This is a genomic window from Nonomuraea sp. NPDC003707 (assembly GCF_053587055.1).
Window position 1 is genome coordinate 564,606 of the sequence record NZ_JBSFNK010000006.1, and the last position, 24,847, is coordinate 589,452.

At 71.9% G+C, this 24,847-nt stretch carries 22 protein-coding genes and 1 pseudogene; 12 read left to right on the forward strand and 11 right to left on the reverse strand.

Annotated features, from left to right (window positions below):
* Positions 1-2 precede the first annotated feature (2 nt).
* Together ACWDRB_RS19545 and ACWDRB_RS19550 are read right to left on the reverse strand one after the other, a co-directional pair.
* Positions 3-2,603, reverse strand: coding sequence for an ABC transporter permease subunit (locus tag ACWDRB_RS19545; RefSeq protein ID WP_449895565.1), 2,601 nt, complete (start codon positions 2,601-2,603; stop codon positions 3-5).
* Complete coding sequence (locus ACWDRB_RS19550) at positions 2,600-3,739, reverse strand: ABC transporter substrate-binding protein (protein ID WP_449895567.1); 1,140 nt, start codon at positions 3,737-3,739, stop codon at positions 2,600-2,602. The genes ACWDRB_RS19545 and ACWDRB_RS19550 overlap by 4 nt, the downstream gene beginning before the upstream one ends.
* A 233-nt stretch (positions 3,740-3,972) precedes the next feature.
* On the opposite strand from ACWDRB_RS19550, the gene ACWDRB_RS19555 reads away from it, so the two are divergent.
* Together ACWDRB_RS19555 and ACWDRB_RS19560 are read left to right on the forward strand one after the other, a co-directional pair.
* Entirely contained in the window at positions 3,973-5,061 is a 1,089-nt protein-coding gene (locus tag ACWDRB_RS19555; RefSeq protein WP_449895569.1) for an alcohol dehydrogenase catalytic domain-containing protein, read from the forward strand.
* A 42-nt stretch (positions 5,062-5,103) separates the two neighbouring features.
* The gene (locus tag ACWDRB_RS19560) at positions 5,104-5,436 is read left to right on the forward strand and encodes a hypothetical protein (RefSeq protein ID WP_350724433.1); all 333 of its coding nucleotides are present in this window, start codon (positions 5,104-5,106) and stop codon (positions 5,434-5,436) included.
* Here ACWDRB_RS19560 and ACWDRB_RS19565 read toward each other — a convergent pair.
* Positions 5,433-7,649, reverse strand: a complete 2,217-nt coding sequence (locus ACWDRB_RS19565; RefSeq protein ID WP_449895571.1) for an MMPL family transporter — start codon at positions 7,647-7,649, stop codon at positions 5,433-5,435. The two genes, ACWDRB_RS19560 and ACWDRB_RS19565, sit on opposite strands and share 4 nt — an antisense overlap.
* A 94-nt stretch (positions 7,650-7,743) precedes the next feature.
* On the opposite strand from ACWDRB_RS19565, the gene ACWDRB_RS19570 reads away from it, so the two are divergent.
* Positions 7,744-8,268 (forward strand): TetR/AcrR family transcriptional regulator, encoded by a 525-nt coding sequence (locus ACWDRB_RS19570; protein ID WP_449895573.1) that lies wholly within the window; start codon positions 7,744-7,746, stop codon positions 8,266-8,268.
* Here ACWDRB_RS19570 and ACWDRB_RS19575 read toward each other — a convergent pair.
* Positions 8,265-9,362, reverse strand: coding sequence for an ROK family transcriptional regulator (locus ACWDRB_RS19575; protein ID WP_449895575.1), 1,098 nt, complete (start codon positions 9,360-9,362; stop codon positions 8,265-8,267). The two genes, ACWDRB_RS19570 and ACWDRB_RS19575, sit on opposite strands and share 4 nt — an antisense overlap.
* Positions 9,363-9,471: 109 nt before the next feature.
* Here ACWDRB_RS19575 and ACWDRB_RS19580 point away from each other — a divergent pair, with 109 nt between their 5' ends.
* Positions 9,472-10,695 (forward strand): Gfo/Idh/MocA family protein, encoded by a 1,224-nt coding sequence (locus ACWDRB_RS19580; RefSeq protein WP_449895577.1) that lies wholly within the window; start codon positions 9,472-9,474, stop codon positions 10,693-10,695.
* A 10-nt stretch (positions 10,696-10,705) separates the two neighbouring features.
* Here ACWDRB_RS19580 and ACWDRB_RS19585 read toward each other — a convergent pair whose 3' ends face one another.
* The 3 genes from ACWDRB_RS19585 to ACWDRB_RS19595 all read right to left on the reverse strand — a co-directional run bounded on the left by ACWDRB_RS19585 (position 10,706) and on the right by ACWDRB_RS19595 (position 15,083).
* Positions 10,706-12,703, reverse strand: coding sequence for a protein kinase domain-containing protein (locus ACWDRB_RS19585; RefSeq protein ID WP_449895579.1), 1,998 nt, complete (start codon positions 12,701-12,703; stop codon positions 10,706-10,708).
* A gap of 106 nt (positions 12,704-12,809) precedes the next feature.
* Complete coding sequence (locus ACWDRB_RS19590; RefSeq protein WP_449895581.1) at positions 12,810-14,252, reverse strand: serine/threonine-protein kinase; 1,443 nt, start codon at positions 14,250-14,252, stop codon at positions 12,810-12,812.
* 9 nt (positions 14,253-14,261) lie between these two features.
* Entirely contained in the window at positions 14,262-15,083 is an 822-nt protein-coding gene (locus ACWDRB_RS19595; protein WP_449895583.1) for a TIGR03619 family F420-dependent LLM class oxidoreductase, read from the reverse strand.
* Positions 15,084-15,171: 88 nt separating this feature from the next.
* Between ACWDRB_RS19595 and ACWDRB_RS19600 the strand changes: the two genes are divergently transcribed.
* Entirely contained in the window at positions 15,172-16,419 is a 1,248-nt protein-coding gene (locus ACWDRB_RS19600; protein ID WP_449895585.1) for an LLM class flavin-dependent oxidoreductase, read from the forward strand.
* Positions 16,416-17,285 carry a TIGR03619 family F420-dependent LLM class oxidoreductase gene (locus ACWDRB_RS19605; RefSeq protein WP_350724416.1) on the forward strand — a complete coding sequence of 290 codons (870 nt, stop codon included), beginning with the start codon at positions 16,416-16,418 and terminating at the stop codon, positions 17,283-17,285. Before ACWDRB_RS19600 ends, ACWDRB_RS19605 begins: the two co-directional genes overlap by 4 nt.
* Positions 17,286-17,287: 2 nt before the next feature.
* Here the strand turns inward: ACWDRB_RS19605 and ACWDRB_RS19610 are convergent, their stop codons facing one another.
* Complete coding sequence (locus ACWDRB_RS19610) at positions 17,288-17,830, reverse strand: TetR/AcrR family transcriptional regulator (protein WP_449895587.1); 543 nt, start codon at positions 17,828-17,830, stop codon at positions 17,288-17,290.
* A gap of 68 nt (positions 17,831-17,898) precedes the next feature.
* Here ACWDRB_RS19610 and ACWDRB_RS19615 point away from each other — a divergent pair, with 68 nt between their 5' ends.
* Positions 17,899-18,432 carry a hypothetical protein gene (locus tag ACWDRB_RS19615; protein ID WP_449895589.1) on the forward strand — a complete coding sequence of 178 codons (534 nt, stop codon included), beginning with the start codon at positions 17,899-17,901 and terminating at the stop codon, positions 18,430-18,432.
* Here ACWDRB_RS19615 and ACWDRB_RS19620 read toward each other — a convergent pair.
* On the reverse strand, positions 18,429-18,893 hold the full coding sequence (locus ACWDRB_RS19620) for a MarR family winged helix-turn-helix transcriptional regulator (RefSeq protein WP_449895591.1): 465 nt from the start codon (positions 18,891-18,893) through the stop codon (positions 18,429-18,431). The two genes, ACWDRB_RS19615 and ACWDRB_RS19620, sit on opposite strands and share 4 nt — an antisense overlap.
* A 54-nt stretch (positions 18,894-18,947) precedes the next feature.
* Between ACWDRB_RS19620 and ACWDRB_RS19625 the strand changes: the two genes are divergently transcribed.
* From ACWDRB_RS19625 to ACWDRB_RS19635, 3 genes are read left to right on the forward strand one after another with little or no spacing between them, the layout of a single operon-like run.
* On the forward strand, positions 18,948-20,117 hold the full coding sequence (locus ACWDRB_RS19625; protein WP_449895593.1) for an FAD-dependent oxidoreductase: 1,170 nt from the start codon (positions 18,948-18,950) through the stop codon (positions 20,115-20,117).
* Between the two features lie 42 nt (positions 20,118-20,159).
* Complete coding sequence (locus ACWDRB_RS19630; protein ID WP_449895595.1) at positions 20,160-20,990, forward strand: HipA family kinase; 831 nt, start codon at positions 20,160-20,162, stop codon at positions 20,988-20,990.
* A complete protein-coding gene (locus ACWDRB_RS19635; protein ID WP_449895597.1) occupies positions 20,987-21,364 on the forward strand; it encodes a DUF3037 domain-containing protein in 378 nt (125 codons plus the stop codon). The genes ACWDRB_RS19630 and ACWDRB_RS19635 overlap by 4 nt, the downstream gene beginning before the upstream one ends.
* A 13-nt stretch (positions 21,365-21,377) precedes the next feature.
* On the opposite strand, the gene ACWDRB_RS19640 is transcribed toward ACWDRB_RS19635, so the two are convergent.
* Together ACWDRB_RS19640 and ACWDRB_RS19645 are read right to left on the reverse strand one after the other, a co-directional pair.
* Positions 21,378-22,220 (reverse strand): GNAT family N-acetyltransferase, encoded by an 843-nt coding sequence (locus ACWDRB_RS19640; protein WP_355210862.1) that lies wholly within the window; start codon positions 22,218-22,220, stop codon positions 21,378-21,380.
* A gap of 77 nt (positions 22,221-22,297) precedes the next feature.
* The gene (locus tag ACWDRB_RS19645; protein WP_449895599.1) at positions 22,298-23,704 is read right to left on the reverse strand and encodes an alpha/beta hydrolase; all 1,407 of its coding nucleotides are present in this window, start codon (positions 23,702-23,704) and stop codon (positions 22,298-22,300) included.
* A 415-nt stretch (positions 23,705-24,119) separates the two neighbouring features.
* On the opposite strand from ACWDRB_RS19645, the pseudogene ACWDRB_RS19650 reads away from it, so the two are divergent.
* Both ACWDRB_RS19650 and ACWDRB_RS19655 read left to right on the forward strand, forming a co-directional pair.
* Positions 24,120-24,472, forward strand: a pseudogene (locus ACWDRB_RS19650) (hypothetical protein).
* Positions 24,469-24,765 (forward strand): helix-turn-helix domain-containing protein, encoded by a 297-nt coding sequence (locus ACWDRB_RS19655; RefSeq protein WP_449895601.1) that lies wholly within the window; start codon positions 24,469-24,471, stop codon positions 24,763-24,765. The pseudogene ACWDRB_RS19650 and the gene ACWDRB_RS19655 overlap by 4 nt, the downstream one beginning before the upstream one ends.
* The last annotated feature ends 82 nt before the right edge of the window (positions 24,766-24,847 follow it).

The following is a 24,847-nucleotide window of genomic DNA, read 5'->3' on the forward strand; positions in this document are numbered from 1 at the left end:
GTTCACCGCACCCCCAGGTAGGCGGCGGTCAGCCGCTCGCTGTCCACTTCCGAGCGCGGCCCTGCCCACGTGACGCGCCCCAGCCGCATGAACGCCACCCGGTCGGCGAGGGCCAGCGCCTCCGTGGCCTTCTCCTCGACCAGCAGCAGCGCCACGCCGCGAGAACGCAGCTCGGCGAACACGTCGAACACCTGCCGCACCATCATCGGCGCCAGCCCCAGCGACGGCTCGTCGGCGATGAGCACCCGTGGCGGCCGCACCAGCGCAGGCGCGAGCGTGAGCAGTTGCTGCTCGCCACCGGACAGGGCGCCGGCGAGCACGGTACGGCGCTCGGCGAGCTGCGGCAGGCGCTCGTAGACGGGACCCGGATCGGGCAGCCAGGTCCGCAGGTTCTCCTCCACCGTGAGCCCGGGGAACACGCCCCGGCCCTCGGGCGCGAGCAGGATGCCCGCGCGGGCCCTGCGGTGCGCGGGCCAGGCGGTGACGTCCTCGCCGTCCAGCAGGATCCGGCCGCTGGTGACGGCCAGGTCGCCGGCGGCCACCGCGCAGGCCGTGGACTTGCCCGCCCCGTTGGCCCCGAGCAGCGCGACCACCTCGCCGGGCCGGACGGCCAGGTCCACGCCGCGCAGCACCGTGCTGTCCGCGTAACCGGCGACCACGCCCTCCAGCCTGAACAGCGGCCCTTCCACCTGCACGGGCGGCGGCGCCGGGACCGGCTCCGCCGGGGTGCGGCGGCGGTGGCGGAGCTCGGCGAGCTGGGTGAGCACCCCGTCGGGGTGCTTGGCCAGGATCACGCCGCCGGCCCCGAACAGGATGGCCCCGACGTGCGCGGACACGCCCCAGGTGGCGAGCAGTTCGGGCACGGCCACCGCGATCAGGCCGCCCAGCACCGCGCCGCCGACGCGGCGCACGCCCTGGAGCACGACCACGGCCAGCCACACGAACCCGGAGAACGCCGGCAGGTCGGTGGCGGTGATCGAGCCCTTGGAGACGGCGAACAGCACCCCGCCCAGCCCGGCGATCGCCGACGCCAGCGCGAACAACATGATCTTGGTACGGGGCGCCGACAGCCCGGACGTCGTCGCGGCGGCGGGGGCTGACCTGACCGCGAGGATCGCCCGCCCGGAGGCCGACCTTTCGAGGTTCCGTACGAGCAGGGCGACCGCCCCGATCAGCACGAGCAGCACCACCACCCGCACCCGGGGATCCGAGGTGTCCGCGAAGCCGAACCCCAGCGCGGGCACCGGCCACCCGATGGTCCCGTTGCTGAACGCGTCCACCTGGAACAGCACCTGGTCGGCCAGCAGCGCCATGGCCAGCGTGGCCAGCGTCAGCACCCGCCCGCCCAGCCGCAGCGCGGGCAGCGCCACCAGCATCCCCACGGCGGCGGCCGCCAGCACGCCCAGCACGATCGCCACGAAGAACGGCAGGCCGGACGAGAACGCCCATCCGCAGGTCAGCGCCGCCATCGAGGCGAAGGCGGCCTGGGCCAGGTTGACCATGCCGCCGATCCCGGTCACCACCACGAACGAGCAGAAGATCAGCGCCAGCACCAGCCCCTGCGCGGCCACGCCCACGTAGTACTCGGACGCGAGGAAGGTGAACCCGAGCAGCGCGGCCAGGGCGAGCGCCCACGGCATCCTGCGGCGCCACGGCGGCAGCCCCGCCAGGTGGTCGGGCGGGGGCGCGTCCTCGGCCGCGCTGCCCGCGACCCGCTCGCGCGACCTGTTCAGCAGGACGAGCCCGGCGAACAGCAGGATCACCGGCACGGCCGTGCGCAGCCCGGTGACCTCTTCGAGGAAGTCGGTGTATCCGGCGACCAGGTTCTGGACCACGCCGAGCACGAGCCCGGCCGCGAACGTCCACGGGATCGAGCGCAGCCGCCCGAACACCGCCGCCGTCGCCGAGGCGAACAGCAGCACCGTGTACGCCGTCGCGTCCAGCCCCAGCACGGACACGGCCAGCACCCCGGCGAGCCCGGCGAGTCCCGAGCCGAGCATCCAGGCCAGCGCCGAGGTGGCGTCCGCGTCGATGCCCCGGAGCGTGGCCAGGCGCCGCCGGTCCACGGCGGCCCGCATGCGCAGCCCGTACGGGGAGTGCCGCATGAACGCCCACAGCCCGGCCGCCGCCACCGCCGAGAAGCCGAACGTGATGAGCTGGTCGGTGTCCAGCCGGGCCCCGAGCATTTCGAAGGAGAGCGCCGGATGCGGGCCGACGCCGCGCGGCAGCGAGGTCGCGTCCGCGCTCGGCAGCCCGGCCAGGTCCACGACCAGCAGGCCCAGCGCGGGCAGCGCGATCGTCAGGCCGATCGTGGCGACGATCTGCGCGGTCTCGCCCGCCTGCGCGAGCCCGCCGAACATGGTCCTGTGCAGCACGTATCCGAGCGCGGGCGCGAACAGCGCCACCGACACCAGGGCCGACAGCCACGCGGGCAGCCCGGCCGCCTGGTTGAGCTCGTAGAACAGCAGGGCGGACAGGAATCCGACGGCGCCGTGGGCGAAGTTGAACACCCCGGTCGCCGCGTACGACAGCGTCAGGCCCGACCCCATGACCGCGAAGATCGCCCCGGTGACCAGGCCGCTGAGCACGTATCCCAGGATCATTTGAGCGGCACGTTGTCGAAGCACTTCATGCTCTTGGCCACCTGGAAGGCGCCTTTCTCCAGCTTGACCAGCGCGCCGCAGCCGTTCGGCTCGCTGTGGTCCTTGGGGTACTGGATCCTGCCGAACCCGGCGTTCTCGTAGAGGTAGTCGCCGTTGCCGACGGCCAGGAACTTCTCGCGGGTGAGGTCCTTACCGGTCTTGCCGAGCATGTCGAGGAAGATGTCGGCGGCCCAGTAGCCGATCGCCATGTGCTGGGTGGGCACGGCGCCCGGCGCGACCTTCTCGACGTCCTGCTTGAACCGGGCGATCTCGGGGGCGGTGGACTCGAACGGCTCGAACATCGGCGCCGCGATCACGCCCTCCAGGGCCTGCGCGCTGGCCTGGTCCTTGAGGATGGCGGCGTCGTAGCTGGTCGCGTCGGTGAGCACGCCCTTGTAGCCGGCCCGCTTGAGCGCCGAATAGAGGCCGACGTTGAACTTGGTGCCCGCGATCACGGAGACCACGACGTCGGGGGCCTTGCCGCCGTTCGAGGTCATGATCTTGTTGACGTACGGGAGCCAGTCAGGGGGTGGCGCGGCGGCCGGGAGGCCGGAGTTCACGCCGACCAGCTTGAATCCGGCGGCGGTGAACGACTGGGAGATGGTGGTGCCGCCGTACTTGCTGCCGCTGGAGTCGGAGGTCTGGACGTACACGCTCTTGCCCTCGGCGCCGCCGAGCAGATCGGCCAGTTGCCGGCCCCACCACGTCTGGGAGCCCGCCCCCTGCTTGGGCGCCAGGCAGCCGTTGTAGCCGAAGCCGGTCTTCGTGCCGCACCACTGCGGGCCCGTCGCCCAGCCGAACCAGGGCACGCCCTGCTGCTCCAGGAAGGCGGCGCCGCCGAAGTTCGGGGCATGCACGGGGACGAGGGCGAAGACCTGGTCCTTCTGCACGAGCTTCTTGGCGGCCGCGTCGCCCTTGGCCGCGTCCTGGCCGTCGTCCTCCGCCCCGATGAACTCGATCTTCCGCCCGTTCACGCCGCCCTCGGCGTTGGCCCGCTCGAACCTGGCCTTCGCCCCGACCTCGGCGTCCTTGGTCGAGTAGCCGCTGGCGCTCGTCTTGGTCAGCACGCCGCCGACCTTGACCGTCGTGTCGGTCACGCCGGGCGCCGCCGAGCCGACCGGGCTCTTCTGCTGGGCCGCGCACCCGGAGACGAGCAGTGTTGTTACCGTGAGTGCCGCCGCGACCCGCCGTACCATCCTGGCCTCCCGCGATTTGGCCTAGCGCTCGCTTGGTTTTGCGCCGAGCGTAAATTCGCCCAGGAAGGGTGTCAACCGGGGGTGACCGAGCAACCGCTTGCTCGCAATCGCGAGACCGGGTTACCGTGTGGCGCATGCTGATGCGCGCGGCCGTCCTGACCGGCTTCCACTCCCCCATGGAGATCCGCGAGGTGGAGATCGCCGATCCGGGTCCGGGCGAGGTCCGCGTGCAGATCAAGGCGTCGGGCGTGTGCGGCTCCGACCTCAAGGCCATCGACGGCAAGAGCCCGGTGGTCGGCAAACTGCCGTTCATCCTCGGGCACGAGAGCGCCGGAGTGGTGGAGAGCATCGGCGCGGGCGTCACCGGCGTCCGGCCCGGCGACCACGTCATCGTCTCGATGAACGGCCCCTGCGGGCGGTGCCGCCACTGCGGGGCGGGCCGGTTCCACCTGTGCTCGGGCCCCGCCAGGCTGCAGACGATCATGGGTGGCGCGCCCAGGATCACCCTGGACGGGCAGGAGACGCGCCGGTTCATCGGCATCGGCTCGTTCGCCGAGTACGCGGTCGTCGCCGAGGCCATGTGCGTGAAAATCGCGAAAAACGCGCCCCTGGATGCCATGTGCCTGCTGGCCTGCGGGGTCGTCACCGGTGTCGGCGCGGTCATGAACGTCGCCGAGGTCCCGCCCGGCGCGGGCGTCCTCGTTGTCGGCTGCGGCGGCGTCGGCCTCAACGTCATCCAGGGCGCGGTGCTGGCGGGCGCCACCACGATCATCGCCGCCGACGTGGCGGAGCAGAAGCTCAAGCTGGCCGAGCGCTTCGGCGCCACCCACACGCTCGTGGCCGACGACCTGCCACGGCAGGTGGACGAGCTGGTGAAGGGCGGCGTCGACTACGCCTTCGACGCGACGGGCGCACCCGGCGTCCTGTCCAAGGCCTTCGCCGCGACCCGGTCCGGCGGCACCACGGTCATGGTCGGCAGCCCGCCCCAGGGCCAGGCCGTGGAGGTGGACCCCGGGCTGCTGTTCGCCTCCCGCCGCCTCATGGGCACCCAGGGCGGCGACGCCGCGCCCCACCGCGACCTGCCCATGCTGGCCGAGCAGTACCTGCGGGGCCGCCTCGACCTCGACGGCCTCATCTCCGAACGCCTGCCGCTCGACCGGATCAACGACGCCGTGGCCCACGTACGGGAGGGCTCGGTGGCGCGTACCGTCATCACCTTCTGAAATACGAACACCCGGCGTCACCGCACTCTTACCCTGTGTGTCATGACGGAGAGAAGACTCAGGGTGCGCGTCCGGCGGGCCGCCATGGCCACGGTTCTGACGGCTCTGGCCATGACCGGCCCGGAGCCCGCCGGCGCCAAAGGCGTGTACGACTTCGGCACCGAGGGCGTGGTCATCTGGAGCGACCCGCGAAGGGACGCCGTACTCGTCGGCTTCGGCTACCCGGGCCAGGGCTTCGAGTCGGACCGGTCGGAGGAGCACGGCTTCTTCCAGTGCGACGACTACTTCGACAGCATCCTGTGGCACCACGGCCGCAACACGGCCACCGGCATCGTCGGCTGGGTCCCCGCCTGCAACCTCGCCGACGCCGACTAGACCCCCAGCTTGACCGGCTCGGGCCGCTCGGGCGCGGGCCGCTCCTCCTCCTCGTGACCCTCCACCGAGAGGTTCGGCAGGAGGCGGTCCAGCCAGCGCGGGCACCACCAGTTGAGCCGCCCGAGCAGGACCATCGTCGCCGGCACCAGGAACCCCCTGATGATCGTGGCGTCCACCGCGATGGCCACCGCCAGCCCCACCCCGAACGTCTTCACCATCGGGTCCGGGTACGCGATGAACGCCACGAACACGGCCACCATGATCAGCGCGGCCGACGTGATGACCCGGCCCGTCGAGCCGAGCCCCTCCGCCACCGCCCGCGCGTTGTCCCCGTGCCGCAGGTACGCCTGCCGCACCGCCGTCAGCAGGAACACCTCGTAGTCCATCGACAGCCCGAACAGCACCGCGAACAGCATCAGCGGCACGAAGCTCTCGATCGGCACCGAGAAGAAGACCGTCTCCAGGTACGAGGAGCTGGCCGGGGCGTCCATGCCCACCAGGCGGCTGCCCAGGCCGATCGAGAACACCAGGGCGAGCGCGCCGAAGGCGGCGCCGAGCGAGATCAGGTTCATCACCGCGGCCTTCACCGCGACGACGGGCGCGCGGAAGGCGAACAGCAGGAGCAGAGCGCTCAGCAGCACCACCACGCCGATCACCAGCGGGGTGCGCTCGGACATCCGGGTGCCCGCGTCGGTCATGGCCGCCACCTTGCCGCCGACGTGCACGCTCACCCCGGGCGGCGCGATGGCCCTGATGTCCTTGACCACGTCGGACGCCCGCGGGTCGCTGGGCTTGTACTCGGTGACGACCTGGAGCAGGACCGAGCGGCCCGAGGAGTTGACCTTGGGGGTGGCCACGTGCGCGACGCCGTCGACATCCCCGACCTCGCGGGCGAGCTGGTCGACGACCGGGTCCTTCTGGTCGGCCACCTTGGCGGGCAGTTCGGCGACCACGAGCAGCGGACCGTTGATCCCGTCGCCGAAGCCGGCGGCCATCAGCTCGTAGGCCCGCCTGGGCTCCGAGCCCTTGGTGCCGTACCCGTCGTCGAGCGGCCCGAGCTTCAAGGCCAGCGCCGGGGCGGCCAGCAGGCCCAGCGCCAGCACGCTGCCGAACAGCACCTGCCACGGCCGGCGCGCCACCCAGGACCCCAGGCCGGCCCATCCGGACCCGGACGAACCGCCGCCGCGCAGGAACGGCACCTTGAGCGCGTTGATCCGGTGGCCGAGCACCCCGAGCAGGGCGGGGACGAGGGTGACCGAGGTCAGCACGGCGGTGACGACCGAGATGCCGGTGACCCAGCCGAGCGTCGCCAGCAGCGGGAACCCGCCCAGCATGAGCGCGCTCAGCGCGATGATCACCGTGCCGCCCGCGAACACCACGGCCCCGCCCGAACTCGCCACGGTCCGCCGTACGGACTCCACCACCGGAACCCCGTCGGCCAGCAGCCGCCGGTGCCTGGACAGCAGGAACAGCGCGTAGTCGATGCCCACGCCCAGCCCGATCATCGTGGCCATGATGCCCGCCTGCTTGGGCATGTCCAGCACGTGCCCGAGCAGCCCGATCACGCCGAGCCCCGTGGCGACGCTGACCAGGGCCGTGAAGATCGGCACCAGCGCGGCCGCCAGCGTCCCGAACGCGAACACCAGCACCAGCAGCGCGCACACCACGCCGATGATCTCGCTGGGCCCGGTCTTGATGTCCTTGTCGGCGGGGGTGGAGCTGTCGGCCGCCACCACCTCGATCCCGGCGGCCCGCGCCGGGTCGGCCGCCTTCGACAGCGCCCGCGCGTTCTCGGCGGCCTTGGTGCCGTCGTGGCCCTGCAGGCGGATGGCGATGAGCCCGATCTGCAGGCTGGCGGAGATGCCACCGCGCCTGAACGGGGTGTCCACCCCGACGACGTGCGGCATCGTGCGCAGGCTCGCCAGGACGTCTTCGACGGCCTTCTTGCGCGTCTTCTCGACGAGCGGCCCGCCCGCGGAGTAGAGGACGAGTTGCACCGTCCCGCCGGTGTCGTACCCCGGCCCGAAGCCGGTCTTCATCAGGTCGTGCGCCCGCTGCGCGTCGGTGCCGGGAATCGTCGCGTCGTTGCTGACCGGGCTGCCGAGCACGAGGCTCCCGCCCATCAGCGCGGCCGCCACGACCACCCATAACGCCAGCACCAACCGCCCGTGCCGCGCGCACCAGCCACCCAGCCGCCCAAGAAACCGCGTCATCGCCCAAGTCCCTCTCGACGGCCGTCCTGTACGGTCGTACAGGACTACGATAAAGCAGGAAATATCCGGAGGGGATGCATCGCATGGAAATGAGATGATGACCACACCCGACGACACCCGGACCCGGATCCTGGCCGCGGCCAGAGAGCTGTTCGCCGAGCGCGGTTACGCGGGCACCTCGCTGGCCGACATCGCCGCGGCCGTGGGCCTGACCAAGACCGCCGTCGCCTACCACTTCCACCCGAAGGACCGCCTGGCCTCCGAGTTACTCGCCCCGGCGGGGGACGACATGCTGGCGCTGCTCGGGACCGACTTCCCGAACAGGGAGGCGTTCGTCGACGCGCTGGTGACCTTCGCGGTGCGCTACCGCTCGGTGATCCGCCTGTTCATGGAGGACCTGGCCGCCGAGGACCCCGGCGCGCCGGAGTCGGAGCGCGCGACGGTCAGGACGTTCAGGGACGAGATCTTCGGCAGGCTCGTGGGCGACGACCCCGACCCGGAGACCAGGCTGAAGAGCTGGGCCCTGCTCGGCGCGCTGCAGTGGGGCGCGGTCAGGACCATGGACCTGCCGGAGGAGCGGGTCCGCGAGGTGCTGCTGGAGGCCTGCCGGGCTTTCTAGAGACCCAGCACCTCCCGTTCGACGTGGTCGAGCGCGAGGCGTACGGCGCCCAGCGCCACACCCTCGTCCCCGAACGTGGAGGCCACCACCTCCGGCACGCTCACGCACAGCTCGGCCAGGTGCCGGCGGAGCGGTTCGAGCAGCACGTCGCCGGCCTGCGAGTGACCGCCGCCCAGCACCAGCAGGTCGGGGTCGATGGCCAGCGCGAGCGCCGAGGCGCCGATCGCGAGGTTCTCGGCGTAGCGGTCGACCCGCCGCGCCGCGTCGCGGTCGCCCGCCAGGGCCGCCTCGAACACCTCGGCCGCCGAGGCGTCCTTGACCAGCTCGCGGGCCGCGTCCTCCCAGCCGACCTGGCGCAGCGTGCCGATCTCGCCGGCGGCGCCGTTGCGCCCCGGGTGCAGCCGCCCACCGACGAGGATGCCCGCTCCCGCCCGGTGGCCGATGAGCACGTACACGACGTCGGAGGCGTGCTGCGCGCTGCCGCGCCAGTGCTCGGCGAGCGCGGCGAGGTTGGCGTCGTTGGCGGCCAGCGCCGTGCAGCCGAACCAGCGCCCGGCCAGCTCCGCCAGGTCCACGCCCGTCCAGCCGGGCAGCGTGATCGACAGGGTCACCCGGCCGGTGCGGTCCACGATGCCCGGGGTGCCCGCCGCGACCGCCCACACCCGCGTGCGCGCGACGCCCGCGCCGTCCACGCACTTCAGCGCCGTACGCCGGGCCGCCTCCAGCCGTTCGTGGGCCGCGGCGTCGCCGGAGACGTCGGCCCGCTCCCAGGCGATCACCTCGCCGTTGAGATCGGCCAGCGCGGCCACGATCCCGTCGCCCCCGACCTCCACGCCCACCACGTAGCCGGCGTCCGCGCGGAACCCGAACCGCCGCGCGGGCCGCCCCATCACGCCCTCGTCGGGCGGCACCTCCCTGACGTAACCGCGCTCGCCCAGCTCGTCGAGCACCGCCTCCACCGTCTGCCTGGACAGCCCGGTGATGCGGCCGAGCCGGGTCAGCGTGGCCACAGCCTCGCGGCGCAGGGCCCTGAGCGTGATCTGGGTGTTCACCTTGCGCAGCAGGGACGCGTCACCTGGGCGAAGCTCGGTCAACTTATGAGACCCTTCGTCATAACTCCCCCGAGACTCCCCATTGACGAGCACCAGCCAGGATCCTAGCATCGGCCGACATACGTGAACTGGTTACATATATGGAGGCGAAATGGTCACACTCGCCATCGTCGGCGCGGGTTCGCGGGGTTCCTCCTATGCCCGCCACGCCGTCGGGAGCGGCCGGGCGCGGGTGGTCGCGGTGGCCGATCCGCTGGAGGCCCGCCGCGCCAGGTTCCCGGAGGCCCGGGCGTACGCGGACTGGCGCGAGCTGGCCGCGCTCCCCCGCCAGGCGGACGCGGTGATCATCGCGACCCAGGACAGGGACCATGTCGAGCCCGCGGTGCGCTTCGCCGAGCTGGGCTACGACATCCTGCTGGAGAAGCCGATGGCGGTCTCCGAGGACGACTGCCGGCGCATCGTCACGGCCGCCGCACGGTCCGACGCCGTCTTCGCCGTCTGCCACGTGCTGCGGTACACGCCGTACACGCGGGCACTGAAGGCGCTACTGGACGAGGGCAGGATCGGCGAGATCGTCAGCATCCAGCACCTGGAGCCGGTCGGGTGGTGGCACCAGGCGCACTCGTACGTGCGGGGCAACTGGCGCCGCTCCGACGAGTCCACGTTCATGCTGCTGGCCAAGTCGAGCCACGACCTCGACTGGCTGGTGCACCTCACCAGCAGGCAGGTCACGCGCGTGTCGTCGTTCGGCGGGCTCAAGCACTTCCGCCCGGAGAACCGCCCGGAGGGCGCCGCCGACCGCTGCCTGGACTGCGCGGTCGAGGCGACGTGCCCGTACTCGGCCAAGCGCATCTACCTGCCGCTGGCCGGTCGCGCGCAGTGGCCGGTCTCGGTGCTCACCGACGACGTCTCCGAGGCCGGCGTGCTGGTGGCGCTGCGGACGGGCCCGTACGGCAGGTGCGTGTACGCCTGCGACAACGACGTGGTCGACCACCAGGTCGTGAACATGGAGTTCGAGGGCGGCACGACCGCGTCGTTCACCATGACCGCCTTCACCCCCTCCCTCCACCGGCAGACCCGGATCTTCGGCACCCGGGGCTGGATCGAGGGCGACGGCGACCGCCTGACCGTCTTCGACTTCGTCACCGGCCGCGAGGAGACCGTCGACACCCGCCCCACCGGGGACGCGACGGCTCGGGGCGGCCACGGGGGCGGCGACGAGGCGCTGGTCGACGCGTTCCTGACCGCGGTCGCCACCCGGGACCGCTCCTCGATCCTCTCCTCGCCGGGCGAGAGCCTGCACAGCCATCTCATCGCCTGGGCCGCCGAGAGGTCGCGGCTGCGCGGCCAGACCGTCACCGTTCCTGAGGACTGAGCGTGAGTCGTCACTCCTCTGAGGTCGGGCCGGTGGTGGGGGTCTCCCCGGGCTCACCCGGGTCCGGGCCCGACTGGCCGGCCAGGCCGAAGGCGATCTCGATCGCGCTGCCCGGCCTGGCGCAGGTGCTGGGCTGGAGGCTCTGGTCGAGGACCGTGCCCACCCGCGACTCGTCGTCCACGACCTGGCCCTTCGTCCGCACCGTGAACCCGGCCGCGACCAGCGCCGCCCGCCCGTCCTCCAGCGCCTGGCCGACGACCGACGGGACCGTGGCGCCGTTGCGCGCGACCGTGAGCGCCACCGGGGTGCCGCCCGTGACGCGCCCGCCCGCCTTGGGCTGCGTGGAGAGCACCTGCCCGTCCGGCCGGTCGATGCAGGAGCGGGTGACGGCGCCCACCGCCAGGCCCGCGTCGGTGAGTGCGCTCTCCGCGGCCTTGCGCTGCAGGCCCGTGACCGCGGGCACGGGCACCCCGGCCGACACCTCCAGCGAGACCTTGCTGCCCCTGGCCACCAGCATGCCCGGGGCGGGCTGGGCGCTGAGGACCTGGCCGATCCGCTTCGGCGAGTCGAGCTGGGTGACGGTGCCGAGCACCAGCCCGGCCTGTTTGATCGCCTTCGTGGCCGCGCCCTTGTCCATTCCCGCCAGGGCCGGAACAGGGACCGCGGCGGGGCGCACCGCCGACGGCGGCGGCGTCGTGGGCCCGCGCGCCTCCAGCGTCCCCGTGATCTTGAGCGGGACCTTCTGCGCGGTCGTCCTGTCCGCCGGAGGCCGGGACTTCACCGGATCCGACTGCGGGGGGACCGACGGGCCGGCCCCCTGCGGCGCCTGGGGCCGCTCGGCCGTGTTCGCCGTGGGTATGTGGGCGGTGAGCAGCACGGCGGCCGTCACCAGCAGGGCCGCGCAGACCGCGATCGCGGCCCTGGGCCAGGCGACCCTGGACAACCCCGCCGGCGATGGATCGTTCCCCGGCCCGGAGCCCGCGGGTAACGACGTGGGCGCGGACACGCTCCCTTCCGTGGGCGTGAACGCGCCGGTCTCTTCCGTGGGCGCGGACGCGCCGGCGCGGGAGTCGGGCAGCAGGTAGCCGCCGGCCACCCCCGTGGCCTCCGGCTCGGCCATCGGCTCCCGCTCCGACGAGCGCTGCCCGGGCACCAGCGGCGGCACCCGCAGGATGTGGGCCGGCGGCGAGCTCAGCACCTCCGACGGCACCTCCGACTCCCCCAGCAGCTCGAACAGCAGGTCCCTGCTGGTGGGCCGGTTGCGCGCGTCCTTGTCCAGGCACGCCTCCACGAGGACCCGCAGCCGCCCGTCCAGGCGTCCCAGCTCGGGCGGCGCGGTCAGGATGCGGTGCAGCACCGGCGCGACCGAGTCCTGCCCGAACGGCGCCGTGGCGTTGGCCGCGAAGCACATCGTCGCACCCCACGAGAACACGTCCGCGGCCCCCGTGACGGCCGACGCCGTGATCTGCTCGGGCGCCATGTAGGCGGGCGTGCCCACTCCGCGCCCGCTCACCGTGGCCGCCGCGTCCAGCGCCTTGGCCAGGCCGAAGTCGATGACGCGCGGCCCGTCGGAGCCGAGCAGCACGTTCTGCGGCTTGAAGTCGCGGTGCACGATCCCGGCCCGGTGGATGGCCGTGAGCGCGGTCACCGTGCTGACCGCCAGCCGCTCCAGCGCCCCGCCCCGCCGCGGCCCGGTGAGCGCGACCTCCCTGTGCAGCGACGGCCCGTCGACATATTCGCTGACGATGTACGGACGCCCCTCGTCGAACCCGGCGTCGATCACCTGGGCGGTGCAGAACCTCGCCACGTGCTTGGCCAGCTCGACCTCCCGCAGGAACGCCGCCCGCTCGTCACCCACGGGTCCATGCAGCAGCTTGACCGCGTAGGTCTCCCCGCTCCTCCAGCCCAGGAAGACCGCGCCTTGACCACCTTCACCCAGCCGCCCGGACAGCTCGTACTGTCCGAGTCGCTGCGGGTCCCCCGTTCTGAGCGGCTGCGCCGTCGGCACGGGCGTCTCCCCTCGCCGCCACCCTCGCCTGCTTTCTACTGAAAGCAACGGGCCGCCCCGAGTCAACTGTGGTCAGGGCATCGCCGCCTGACCGTGACACAGCTGGTCAGGATGCGCGGGTGACCGTGCCCGAATAGGTCACCTCGTCCTTACCTTCGCGCGTCACCTTGATGTCCATCTGGTTCGACGCCGACGTCGGGATCATCCGCAATGTCCCCGGATAGCATTCGTCGCCCGTGACCTGGTCGAGGGTGAAGACCATCCCGTTCCCCTGCCGCAGGAGCCGTCCCGAGCAGTGCAGGTCCGATCCCCACAGCATGGCCCCGCCGTCGTTGTCGGGGCCCAGGCGCAGCTCGACGGGGAAGACCCGCTGGGCGGTGAAGTGCTCGGCCGAGCCCGTCCACGTCCCGACCAGCCCCGGCTCCTGGGCGCCGCGCAGCCAGAACACGAACCCGGCCACCGCCATGGCCACGCCCGCCGCGGCCACGCCCATCTGCCAGGCTTTCACCCGTCTGCGGGGCGGGGGCTCGGGAGCGGTGTCGCGGCTGACGGCGGGGAAGCTCGTGGTGGGGTCGGGGTCGTGGATGCGCCCCGGCTCGGCGCTGGGCGGCGCGGTCTCCATGACCAGCCGGAGCCCGGCGGTGCTCAGCTCGCGATCGGCGAACGTCCTGCCGGACCCGGTGACGGGCGAGACACCGGACGGGCCGACGGCGGCCTGCGCGCCCGAGGACAGCACGTCGCCGCCCCCTGCCGCCTGTCCCAGTAGCCGTCGCAGCACCTCCTCCGCGTCCGGCCGCTCCCCCGGCTCCGGCGCCAGGCAGGCTGCCACGATCTCCCGCAGCCGCCCGGTCAGCGGCCCGAGGTCCGCCTTCCCGTACAGGATCCTGGCCAGGACCTCCTGGTAGGTGTCCGCCGTGTACGCGTGCCGCCCCGTCGCCGTGTACGCGACCGTCAGCCCCCACGCCCACAGGTCGGCGGGCGGCCCGGCGGGCTCGCCCTTGATGCGCTCGGGCGACAGGTACGCCGGGGTGCCGACCGGCATCGCGTTGGTGGTGGCCGCGGTGTCCATGAGCCGGGACACCCCGAAGTCGATCACCCGAGGCCCGTCGAGCCCGAGCAGCACGTTGCCCGGCTTGAAGTCCCGGTGGACCACCCCGGCCCGGTGAATGGCTCCGAGCGCGGTGGCGGTGCCGATGGCCAGACGTTCGAGCGACCCGCCCAGGCGCGGCCCCTTGGCGACCACGTGCTCCAGGAGCGAGGGGCCCTCGACGTACTCGCTGACCAGGTAGGGCCGGTCGCCCTCGAGATCGGCGTCGATCAGCTGCGCCGTGCAGAACGCGGCCACCCTGCGGACCGCCTCGACCTCTCCCAGGAACCTGCGCCGCACGTCGGGGTCGCCCGACAGGCTCGCGTGCAGCAGCTTGATCGCGACCTGGGCGCCCTGCTCGGAGTGGCCGAGGTAGACGACGCCCTGCCCGCCCTGGCCGAGCCTGCGCGACAGGCGGTACGATCCCAGCTGTCGCGGATCATCGGCTCGGAGTGCGGACATATCTCCTGATTATGCCGGGCAATCGATCAGTCGCGCATAATCATCAAGGATCGGCAACACCGTATCCGCAGGGGCGCTGGGCAAGGTGGCCACCGCCTCCTCGATGCCGAGCCCGGCGAAATAGTCGAGCTTCTCCTCCGTCGGCAGCGTCCCGAACGGGATCACCTTGGCCATCGGCCGCCCGGCCTTCTCGCACGCCTCGCGGAGCATCGGCAGCGCCGACCTGATCCCCTTGCCGCCGATCGGCATCCAGCCCTCGGCGTACTCGGCGACGTGGGCGAACAGCTTGGGCCCCGCCGCGCCGCCCACGTACACCGGCGGCTCCTGGACCGGCTTGGGCCAGGACCAGGACGGCTCGAACCCGTCGAACGAGGCCACCTCGTCCCGCCACAGCGCCCGCATGGCGAGCATGTTCCGCCTGGCCACCTCGCGGCGGCGCGCGTACGGGACACCGTGGTTCTCGATCTCCTCGACGTTCCAGCCGAAGCCGACCCCGACCACGACACGCCCGCCCGAGAGGTGGTCGAGCGTGGCGATGGCCTTCGCGGTCACGATGGGGTCGCGCTGGGCGGCGAGCAGGATGCCGGTGCCGACGCGCAGCCGGCGCGTCGCGGCGGCGGCGAAGGACAGGGCGACGAGCGGGTCGAGCGTGCGCTTGTACTCCTCGGGCAGCACGTCCTGCCCCGCCGCGGGCGGGGTGCGGCGCGAGACCGGGATGTGGGTGTGCTCGGGCACGTAGAGGGAGTCGAAGCCGCGCTCCTCCGCGGCTCGGGCGAGGTCCTGGACCGGCATGGTCAGATCCGTGGTGAACATCGTGACCCCGAGCCTCATGGGACCTCCTCCTAGTTAACCAAGCGATTGCTCGGTTAAGATTTCCAGAGTACCTTGCAGAAGACCATTCCGCGGAAAGAGGTCCCCGGTGAAGTTTTCTATCTTCCTGAATCCGCAGATTCCCGGCTCCGGGTACGCGGCCGAGGAGAACGCCAAGGCCAAACGCCCGATCGGGCGCGACACGGAGTCGTACCAGAAGCTGCTGCACGAGGTGCGGGAGATAGCCGTGCACGCCGATCAGCTCGGGTTCGACGCGCTCATGATGACCGAGCACCACTTCCACTCCGAAGGCATGGAGTTCTCGGTCAACCCGCTGATGTTCCTCACCGACCTCGCCGCAAGGACCGAGCGGATCCTGCTCGCGCCGCTCGGCCTGGTGCTGCCCGCCTGGGACCCGATCAGAGCCGCCGAGGACGTGGCGCTGCTCGACCAGTTCTCCAAGGGACGGCTGCGGCTCGGCGTGGCGCGCGGCTACCAGAACCGGTGGATGAACGTGCTGGGCCAGCGCTGGCACGCCGCCGCCGCGCGCTCCGACGGGTCGGCCTCCGACACGCGGAACTTCGACGTCTTCGGCGAGGTGCTGAAGATCATGAAGATGGCGTGGACGCAGGAGACGCTGCGCTACAAGTCGGACGTGCTGGACTACCAGGTGCCGTATCCGTTCGAGGGCATCGAGGGATGGCCCGCGCAGGAGTGGACCCAGACGTTCGGGGCGCCGGGCGAGCTCTCCGAGGACGGCAAGGTGCAGGCCGTCTCGGTCTGCCCCAGGCCGTACCAGAACCCGCACCCCGAGCTGTGGCAGCCGTTCACGATCTCGGACCGGTCGGTCATCAGGGCCGCCCAGGAGGACATCCTGCCGTGGATGTTCACCCCCAATCCCGACGACCACGCCGCCAAGGCCAAGCTCTACCAGGAGGAGTCGGCCAAGCAGGGCCGCCAGTACAAGCTGGGCGAGCACACCGGCATCCTCAAGATCGTCGGCATCGCGGACACCACCGAGGAGGCCATCAACACCTTCGGCCGCAGCATCCCCAAGGACTTCGCCGCCTTCTTCGGCCCGTTCGGCTACCTGGAGGTGCTGCGCAAGAAGGAGGACGAGAAGCACAAGCCCATCTCCCCCGAGAAGGGCGACGCCAAGCGGATGAACGACGTGGAGATGGCGCTGTTCGGCACGCCGGACGACGTCAAGCACGGGATCCAGCGGATGCTCGACCGCATGCCCGACCTGGAGTGGTTCGGGCTCTACATGCAGGGACAGCAGGGCGTGCTGCCGCTGGACACGGTCAAGCGGAACCTGGAGCTGTTCGCCACCAAGGTCATCCCGGAGTTCCAATGAAATTCTGGCTGGGGGCCTCGTTCGTCGACACCGACCAGTTCCTGGAGCTGGCGCGGGCGGCCGAGCGGTGCGGGTTCGACACGCTCACGCTGTCGGACCACCTGTTCTACGCCGACTTCGCCTCGCCGTACCCGTACTCGCGGTCCGGACGGCCGCGCTGGGACGCGCGTACGCACTGGCCGGACGTGTGGGTGACGATCGGCGCCATGGCGGCGGTGACCACGACCCTGCGTTTCTCCCCGAACGTCTACATCGCGCCCGCCCGCGACCTGTTCACCGTGGCCAAGCAGGTGTCCACGGCGGCGGTGCTGTCGAGGGACCGGGTGACGTTCGGGGTCGGGGTGGGCTGGTGCAAGGAGGAGTTCGTCGGCACCGGGCAGGACTTCCACACGCGGGGACGGCGGCTGGACGCGATGCTCCCGACGCTGCGCTCGCTCTGGGCCGGCGAGACGGTCGCCCTGGACGGCCTGCCCGAGCTGTCGATCTCGCCCACCCCCGACCGGCCGATCCCCGTCTACGTGGGCGGCGACAGCGACGCGGCCCTGCGCCGGGCCGCCCGGCTGGGTGACGGCTGGATCGGGAACCGGATCTACACGGAGGAGCAGTTCGACGTGGTGCTGGCCACGCTCCGCGGCCACCTCGACGAGAGCGGCCGGAGCGAGCCCCTCGACATCATCGCGCCGCTCGCGGTGATGCCGGACGCCGACACCTACCGCCGCTTCGCCGCCAAAGGCGTCACCGGGACCATGGCGGCGCCGTGGTGGCTGGCCACCCCGGAGGAGAAGGCCAGGTACGGCGAGGGAACGCTGGAACTCAAGATCGCCACCATGGAGCGCTTCGCCGAGGAGGTCATCGCCAAGCTCTGACGTCACCGAGGCCGCAGGCCCAGCTCCTCCAGGGCCTCGGCCAGGCCCTTCGGCGACTCCGTCACCGCGCCGATGCGGGCCAGGGCGGCCAGGCCGAGATAGCCGCCGTACGCGGTCAGCGCCCGCCGGGCCGCCTCGTCCGGCGGCTGGCCGACCTCCTCCAGGACGGCTCGCATGAACGCCAGCCGCCGCTCGCTCACCCGCCGCACCACCGCACCCACGACCGGGTCGTCGGCCTCGCTGATCAGCCGGAACGAGACGGCGGCGTCACGCCCGTCGCCGAAGGCCCACTCCAGCAGCGTCCGCATGCGCTCGGCCGGATCGGGCACCGGCTCCAGCCGGGCGATGATCTCCTCGGTGCCGGCCTCCCACCGCCACAGTGCCGCCTCGACCAGCGCCTGGCGGTTGGGGAAGTGCCAGTAGAAGCTGCCCTTCGAGACGCCGAGCCGCACCGCCACCGGCTCCACGGCCACGGCGGCCAGCCCGCCCTCCGCCAGGGCCTCCAGCGCGGCCCGCGCCCAGTCGTCCGCGTTCAACCGACCCACTCTCCCATCCTTCCATACGCCACCGTATAGTCAGACCATACGCATCCGTATGGAAAGAGGTGGCCCCCATGCCCACGCTCACGGACCGGTTCATCCCGCGGCCCGACGCCTCCGAGCGGCACTCCATCGTGATCAACGCCTCCCGCGAGCGTGTCTGGGCCGCCGTCGCGGACCCGGGCTCGTTCGACCTGCGGGCCGTCGTGGCCATCCGCAACCTGGCCGCGCGCCTCAGCGGCGGCCGGCCACACCGGAGCGCCCCCCGCTTCACGCCGCTCGGCGAGGACCCGGGGCACGAGCTGGTCATGGGGCTCATCGGGCAGTGGTGGCGCCTCGGGCACGCCGAGAAGAGCGGCACGATCTCCGGCGCCGCCGACTTCCACGCGTTCGACCGTCCCGGCTACGCCAAGGGCACGCTGACCTTCCGGCTGGACGAGGCGGGCGAGGGGCGGATCAGGCTCGTCACGGAGACCCGTGTGGTGGCCACGAGCGAGGACGCGCGGCGCGCCTTCCTGCGGTACTGGATGGTGATCCGGCTGGGCAGCGGCCTGATCCGCCGCGTCATGCTCGCCACCCTCCGCGCCCGCGCCACCCGGCCTCTCTAGGCGCCCGGCCCCTCCTCGGCGAGGTTCTCCAGGATCCGCCGCAGCATGTCGGTGACCTGCGCGACCTCCTCCGGCGAGAACCCCGCGAACACCTGGTGGCTGATCCTCCCGAAGATCGGCGGCAGGCTGGGCACCAGCGCCCGCCCCTCGTCCGTCAGCTCGATGACGATCGAGCGCCGGTCCTCGGGATGCCGCTCCCGCCGCAGCAGCCCCTTGGCATCCAGCCGGTCGAGCAGCCTGGTCATCCCGGCCGTGTCCGTGCCGAGCCGTCGTTTCAGCAGGCTGGGCGTGCCGCCGCCGCGCGAGGCGTGCAGCAGCAGCGCGGCCTGCTGCGCCGTGAGCCCGAGGGGCGCCAGGCGCCGCTCGGTCTCGGTGTTCAGCTCCCTGCCCACCTGCACGAGCAGCGACCCTCCCCCCAGCACCAGCTCGAACGTCGACTGCGGCGCACGGTTCTCGTTCATCTCCCGAGAATACCCCGCATAGACATTTACTGTCGCGACAGTTACAGTCGCGACATGACCGACACACACGTCTTGATCGTGGGAGGCGGAATCGCCGGATCGTGCCTTGCCCAGGGCCTGCGCCGGACGGGCCTCGCCGTCACCCTCTTCGAACGCGACCCCTCGGCCGCCCACCGCCCCCAGGGCTACCGCATCAGCCTCAAGGACAGCGGCGCGCGGGCGCTGCGGGCCTGCCTGCCGGACCACCTGTTCGACCTGGCCGTGGCGACCTCCATCCGCCCGGCCACCCGCATGATCTTCATGGACGCCGGCCTGCGGCCCAAGTTCGCCAAGGACATCCCCGAGCAGCGGCCGGGCGTCGACGGCCTGGGCGTCAACCGGCTCACGCTCCGCGAGATCCTCCTGGCCGAGCCGGCGGGCGAGGTCCGGTTCGGCATGGACTACCAGCGGTACGAGCGGCTCGACGGCGGCCGCGTGCGCGCCCGCTTCGCGGGCGGCCACCAGGTGGACGGCGACCTGCTCGTGGGTGCGGAGGGCGTGGGCTCGCGGGTGCGGGCGCAGCTCCTGCCCGGCACCGTGGTGGACGACCTCGGCTGGACGCTGTACGGCCGCACGTGGATCACGCCCGAACTGCTGGCCGCCACGCCGCCCGAGCTGATCGACTCCTTCAACCGGATCACCGCCCCCGACGGCACGGCCATCGCCGTCGCCACCTGCCGCCCGCTCACCCCCGTGCCCGAGGCCGTGGCCCGCCACGCTCCCGGCACGCACCTGACGGACGTCCCCGGCCACTTCTCATGGACGATGACCGTGTCCGGCCCCCGGCCCGACGGCGTTTCCCCGGCCGGGCTGCACCGGCTGGCCATGGACACGATGCGGGACTGGCACGAGGGCGTGCGGCGCATCGTGCGTGAGGCCGACCCGGAGGCGACATTCGTGCTGCAGCTCCATTCGGCACGGCGGGTGGAGCCCTGGGCCGAGCCCGCGGTCACGCTGGTCGGCGACGCCGTGCACAGCATGGGCCCCGGCCGGGGCGAGGGCGCCAACGTGGGCCTGCGGGACGCCCACCTGCTGAGCGAGCTGCTCGCGGCGGCCGCGGCCGAGGGGCAGCCCCTCGCCGGCGCCAAGGCCGCGTACGAGCGCCGCATGCTCGACTACGCCTTCACCGCCGTCGACGCCTCCCGCGACCACCCCTTCGCCCCCTTCCGCCGCCCGGCCGGCTGACCGGTCCCGTCGCGCGCCGTCCCGGGAGAAGAAGGGGCCGGGATGGGCGATAGCCTTCGTCCTGTGCTGGAAAGGATCTCAGCCACCCGTTACGTGACCCCGTTGCGTGAGGGTGGTTCGCTGCCCGGCGTCGTCGAGGCCGACGACCTGGGTACGTACGTGGTGAAGTTTCGCGAGGCGGGCCAGGGGCGGCGGGTGCTCGTCGCCGAGATCGTCGCGGCCGAGCTGGGCCGCAGGCTGGGGCTCAGGACCCCCGATCTCAAGCTCATCGACCTCGACCCGCAGATCGGCATCCGGGAGCCGGACGAAGAGGTGCAGGACCTGCTCAAGGCCAGCACCGGCCTCAACCTGGCGGTCGACTTCCTGCCGGGCGCGCTGGGGTTCGAGCCGCTGGCGTGGGCGGCGGACCCGGTGTTCGCGGCCAGGGTGGTGTGGTTCGACGGACTCATCCACAACATCGACCGCAGCTGGCGCAACCCCAACATGCTGGTCTGGCACCGCGAGACCTGGCTGATCGACCACGGCGCGGCGCTCTGGTTCCACCACAACTGGCGCACGGCCGACCCCCAGCGGAAGTTCGACGCGGGCGACCACGTGCTCGCGCCCTTCGCCGGTGACGTCGAGGCCGCGGGCGACCAGCTGGCCGCGCGGATCACGCGGGGGCTGCTGGTGAGCGTGACCGCGATGGTGCCCGACGAGTGGCTGGACGGCGAGCCGGGGTTCGACGGCCCGGAGGCGGTGCGCGAGGCGTACGTCGATCATCTGATGGAGCGGGCGCACGGGCCGCGCGAGTGGCTCGTGCGCGGCGAGGCGAAGGCGCCGCGCGGCGGCCCGGGGTCGGTGGGCGGGTTCTGGCGGGGAGGAAGCCGGTGACCAGGGACGTCTACGAGTACGCGGTGATCCGCGTGGTGCCCAAGGTCGAGCGCGGCGAGCTGATCAACGCGGGCGTGCTCCTCTACTGCCAGCCGCGCGGCTACCTGTGCGCGCGGGTCGAGCTCGACGCCGCCCGGCTGCGCGCCCTCGACCCGAACGCCGACCTCGACGAGGTACGCCGTGCGCTCAGCGCGTACGAGCTGGCCTGCGGCGAGCGGCCGGGACCGCTGGCCGAGGAGTCGCTCGGCGGCAGGTTCCGCTGGCTGACCGCGCCGCGCAGCACGATCATCCAGACCGGGCCCGTGCACGCGGGCCTCACCGCCGACCCCGACACCGAGCTGGCCAGGCTGTTCGACAAACTCGTCCGTATCTAGAACTCATCCGTGTCTAGAAAAGGACGGACATGAAGGTGTCGACCTCCTGGAAGCCCACCTTGCGGTAGACGGCCCTGGCCGAGAGGTTGAAGTCGTTCACGTACAGCGTGACCACGGGGGCGAACAGGCTCCTCGCGGCCTCCACGACGGCGGCCATGCCGGCCACGGCATGGCCCTTCCCCCTCAGCTCGGGGGCGACCCAGACGCCCTGGATCTGGCAGGCCTGCGGCGTGACGGCCCCGACCTCCGCCTTGAACACCACCCGGCCGTCGTCGATGCGCGCGTAGGAGCGGCCGATCCTGATCAGCTCGGCGACCCTGGTCCGGTAGAGCGCGCCGCCGTCGCCGAGGTTGGGCGAGACGCCGACTTCCTCGGTGAACATGGCCACGCAGGCGGGCAGCAGGATGTCGAACTCCTCCGGCCGCACCCGGCGTACGAGCGGATCGGCGGGCACCGGCGGCGTGCGTGAGGTGGCCATGACCGGCTGAGCCCAGCGGATGGCCCGCGCCCGGCCCCAGTGCGGCTCGAGACGCTCCCACAGCAGAGAGACGGCGTCGACCGGGCCCACGATGGAGGAGCAGCGGCGCCCCTGCTTGCGGGCACGGTCGGCGAAGGCGTGCACGGCCTCGGGGCCGGCGTTGACGGGCACCATGTTGGCCCCGGCGTAACAGAGTGACACAAGGCCGCCTCGCGCGCCGAACCCCCACATCTGCCCACCCAGCCTCGCCGGATTGAGTCCGACGGCCCGCACTCTGGAGGAGACGAAGACGTTCGCGACCGGGTCGGTGTCCAGCAGGGCTAGGACCTCGTCCCGGTCGCTGTCGTCGAGCACGCGCGACGCCGATGTACGCAGCATCACAAAGGTCACACTACGCGAAGGGGCACCGATTGGCTCAGTGGGTGACGGCCACGGTAATCCTTTCTTGACGTCAGTCAGAGCCCAAGGGTGCCGAGGATCCCGAGCAGTCCGGCCGGAGGGCTCACGGCGTCCGCCGTCATGTGGGTCGACGGGCGCGGCTCGGGCTGCGCGGCGCACTCCACGTCCCGCGGCGGCACCGTGCCGTCCCGCAGGTACGCGGCCAGGTGCTCGTCCACGCACTCGCTGCCCGTCAGCGACACGCCGTGGTTGCCGCCGGCGTCGATCACCATGCCCGTGCGGACGAAGTGCCTGCGCATCTCCAGGGCCCCCTTGAACGGCGTCGCGGCGTCGTCACGGGACTGGATGAGAAGCACCGGCGGCAGGTTCTGCGAGCCCTGCACCTCGATCGGCGTCCCGCCCCGCACCGGCCAGAAGGCGCACGGGGCGTTGAACCAGGCGTTCGGCCAGGTCAGGAACGGCGCCCGGCGGTGCAGCCGGGTCATGTCCTCGCGCCACTTCTCCCACTTGCGCGGCCACTTGGCGTCCCTGCACTGGACGCCCAGGTAGGAGGCGTAGCCGTTCTCGTCCGCCTTGTCGTCCTCGCCGTGCTTCTTGTAGATGTCCACCATGCCCTTCACGTCGCCCTGCCGCACGTACGCGGACCAGGCCGCGGCGAACGCGGGCCAGACCCGGTCGCTGTACCCGGCGACCGTGAAGGTGTCGTCCAGCTCGCTCGGCCCCACGATGCCGCCGGCCGGGCGGGCCCGCAGCCGGTCGCGCATCGCGTAGTAGGCGAACGACGTCTGCTTGAGCGAGGTGCCCAGCCGGTAGACGTCGTTGTGCTTGGCCGTCCAGGCCAGGAACTGCCGGTGACGGTGCTCGAAGGCGCTGTCCTGCCGGATGTTCGCGTCGTACCAGACGCCCGTGGGGTCGACCGTGCTGTCCATGACCAGCCGCCTGACCCTGGACGGGAAGAGCGTGGCGTAGACGGCGCCCAGGTAGGTGCCGTACGAGTAGCCGAGGTAGCTGATCTTCTGCTCGCCGAGCGCGGCACGGATCGAGTCCATGTCCCTGGCGGAGTTCTCGGTGGTGAGGTGCGGCAGCAGCCAGGACCAGCGCGCGCCGCACCGGTCCGCGAACTCGCGCGCCCTGTCGAGCAGCTCCCGCTCCTCGGCCGGTCCCTTCGGCACCGCATCCGGCCGCGGGGCCTTGAAGAACACCGCCGGGTCCACGCAGTGCAGCGTCGGCTCGCTGCCCCCGACGCCGCGCGGGTCGAACCCGACGATGTCGTAGCGCTCGCTCACGTCCGACGGCAGGGACGAGGCCACGAACTCGGCCAGACTCCGCCCCGGCGCGCCCGGCCCGCCCGGGTTCACCAGGAGCGCGCCCAGGTAGTTGGCGCTCCTGGAGACCCTGGCCCGGACGCGGTTGACGGCCAGCTCGATCGTCTGGCCCCACGGCTCCCGGTAGTCGAGCGGCACGCGTAGGGTGCCGCACTCCAGGTTGGCCGGCGCCGGCCTCCCGCTACTCCCTATCGGACACGGTCCCCAGGCGATGGCCGCCGGCGCCTGTCTCGCACCGCTGGCCACCGCCGTCCCATCCCCGCTGGCTATCCCTCCGACGAGCACCGCGACACCGGCGACAACCCCAACGACCCGCTTCACCCGGCCCCCTCCCTGTTCATAGGCCTTGCGATGCTCCCGTGAGCGACCGGTTGATCACATTGAGTATGGGGAAAAGCTTGCCAACTTGTAATCGCGCGATTGCACGACGTAACTGTCCTATATCGGGACGCGGATAGCCCGGCGGCGGCCTACCATCCCGGCATGGCGAGGGGTTCGGAACTGCTTACCAAGACGTCGACAAACGTGATCGAACATATGTTTTAATGAGAGTGTGAAGCTTGCAGAGTGGGCGCGGTCGCAGGGCATTCAGCCGCAGACCGCTTACCGGTGGTTCCGGGAGGGCAAAATGCCTGTCCCGGCCCGTCGTCCGCCCACCGGCACGATCGTCGTGGAGCACCCCGACCGACTGGCCAGATTCGGCGTCGAGTACGTCGAGGTGGCGCTGGCCACCCAAGGCCGCCGATTGGTTGTGGCCGACCCCGGCGAACCACCAACGACCTGGTGCCCGACATGGTCGAGGTGTTGACGTTGATGTGTGCACGCCTGCACGGGCGGCGCGGGGCGCGCAACCGGGCGCTGCGGGTGGTCACCGCCGCCAATGCTTCTGATCGGGCGACCTCGTGAAGGTCGTCCAGGCGTACCGGTACGCGCTCGACCCCACACCTGGCCAGGTGGAAGCGTTCGCGTCGCACTGCGGTGCGGCGCGGTTTACGTTCAACTGGGGTCTGGCACTGGTCAAGACCGCTCTCGATCAACGGGAGGCGGAGAAGACCTACGGCATCAGCAAGGAACTGCTGACCGAGGTGCCCTGGTCGCTGCCCACGCTCCGCAGGGCGTGGAACACCGCCAAGGGCACGATCGCACCGTGGTGGGCCGACAACTCCAAGGAGGCCTACAACAGCGGCCTAGACGAGTAAGTCCGAAGTTCTTGGGCGGTAGCCACCAATGGGGAAGGGCCTCGTTGATCGTTTTGTGACGAACGACATCGAGACCCTTCTT

Bases quoted from the DNA above. Each gene is read 5' to 3' on its own strand.
- ACWDRB_RS19630 (WP_449895595.1), top strand. From the start codon at position 20,160: ATGGGCGATAGCCTTCGTCCTGTGCTGGAAAGGATCTCAGCCACCCGT.
- ACWDRB_RS19565 (WP_449895571.1), bottom strand. From the start codon at position 7,649: ATGACGCGGTTTCTTGGGCGGCTGGGTGGCTGGTGCGCGCGGCACGGG.
- ACWDRB_RS19570 (WP_449895573.1), top strand. From the start codon at position 7,744: ATGATGACCACACCCGACGACACCCGGACCCGGATCCTGGCCGCGGCC.
- ACWDRB_RS19640 (WP_355210862.1), bottom strand. From the start codon at position 22,220: ATGCTGCGTACATCGGCGTCGCGCGTGCTCGACGACAGCGACCGGGAC.
- ACWDRB_RS19620 (WP_449895591.1), bottom strand. From the start codon at position 18,893: ATGAACGAGAACCGTGCGCCGCAGTCGACGTTCGAGCTGGTGCTGGGG.
- ACWDRB_RS19590 (WP_449895581.1), bottom strand. From the start codon at position 14,252: ATGTCCGCACTCCGAGCCGATGATCCGCGACAGCTGGGATCGTACCGC.
- ACWDRB_RS19595 (WP_449895583.1), bottom strand. From the start codon at position 15,083: ATGAGGCTCGGGGTCACGATGTTCACCACGGATCTGACCATGCCGGTC.
- ACWDRB_RS19555 (WP_449895569.1), top strand. From the start codon at position 3,973: ATGCTGATGCGCGCGGCCGTCCTGACCGGCTTCCACTCCCCCATGGAG.
- ACWDRB_RS19625 (WP_449895593.1), top strand. From the start codon at position 18,948: ATGACCGACACACACGTCTTGATCGTGGGAGGCGGAATCGCCGGATCG.
- ACWDRB_RS19545 (WP_449895565.1), bottom strand. From the start codon at position 2,603: ATGATCCTGGGATACGTGCTCAGCGGCCTGGTCACCGGGGCGATCTTC.
- ACWDRB_RS19580 (WP_449895577.1), top strand. From the start codon at position 9,472: ATGGTCACACTCGCCATCGTCGGCGCGGGTTCGCGGGGTTCCTCCTAT.
- ACWDRB_RS19560 (WP_350724433.1), top strand. From the start codon at position 5,104: ATGACGGAGAGAAGACTCAGGGTGCGCGTCCGGCGGGCCGCCATGGCC.
- ACWDRB_RS19615 (WP_449895589.1), top strand. From the start codon at position 17,899: ATGCCCACGCTCACGGACCGGTTCATCCCGCGGCCCGACGCCTCCGAG.
- ACWDRB_RS19605 (WP_350724416.1), top strand. From the start codon at position 16,416: ATGAAATTCTGGCTGGGGGCCTCGTTCGTCGACACCGACCAGTTCCTG.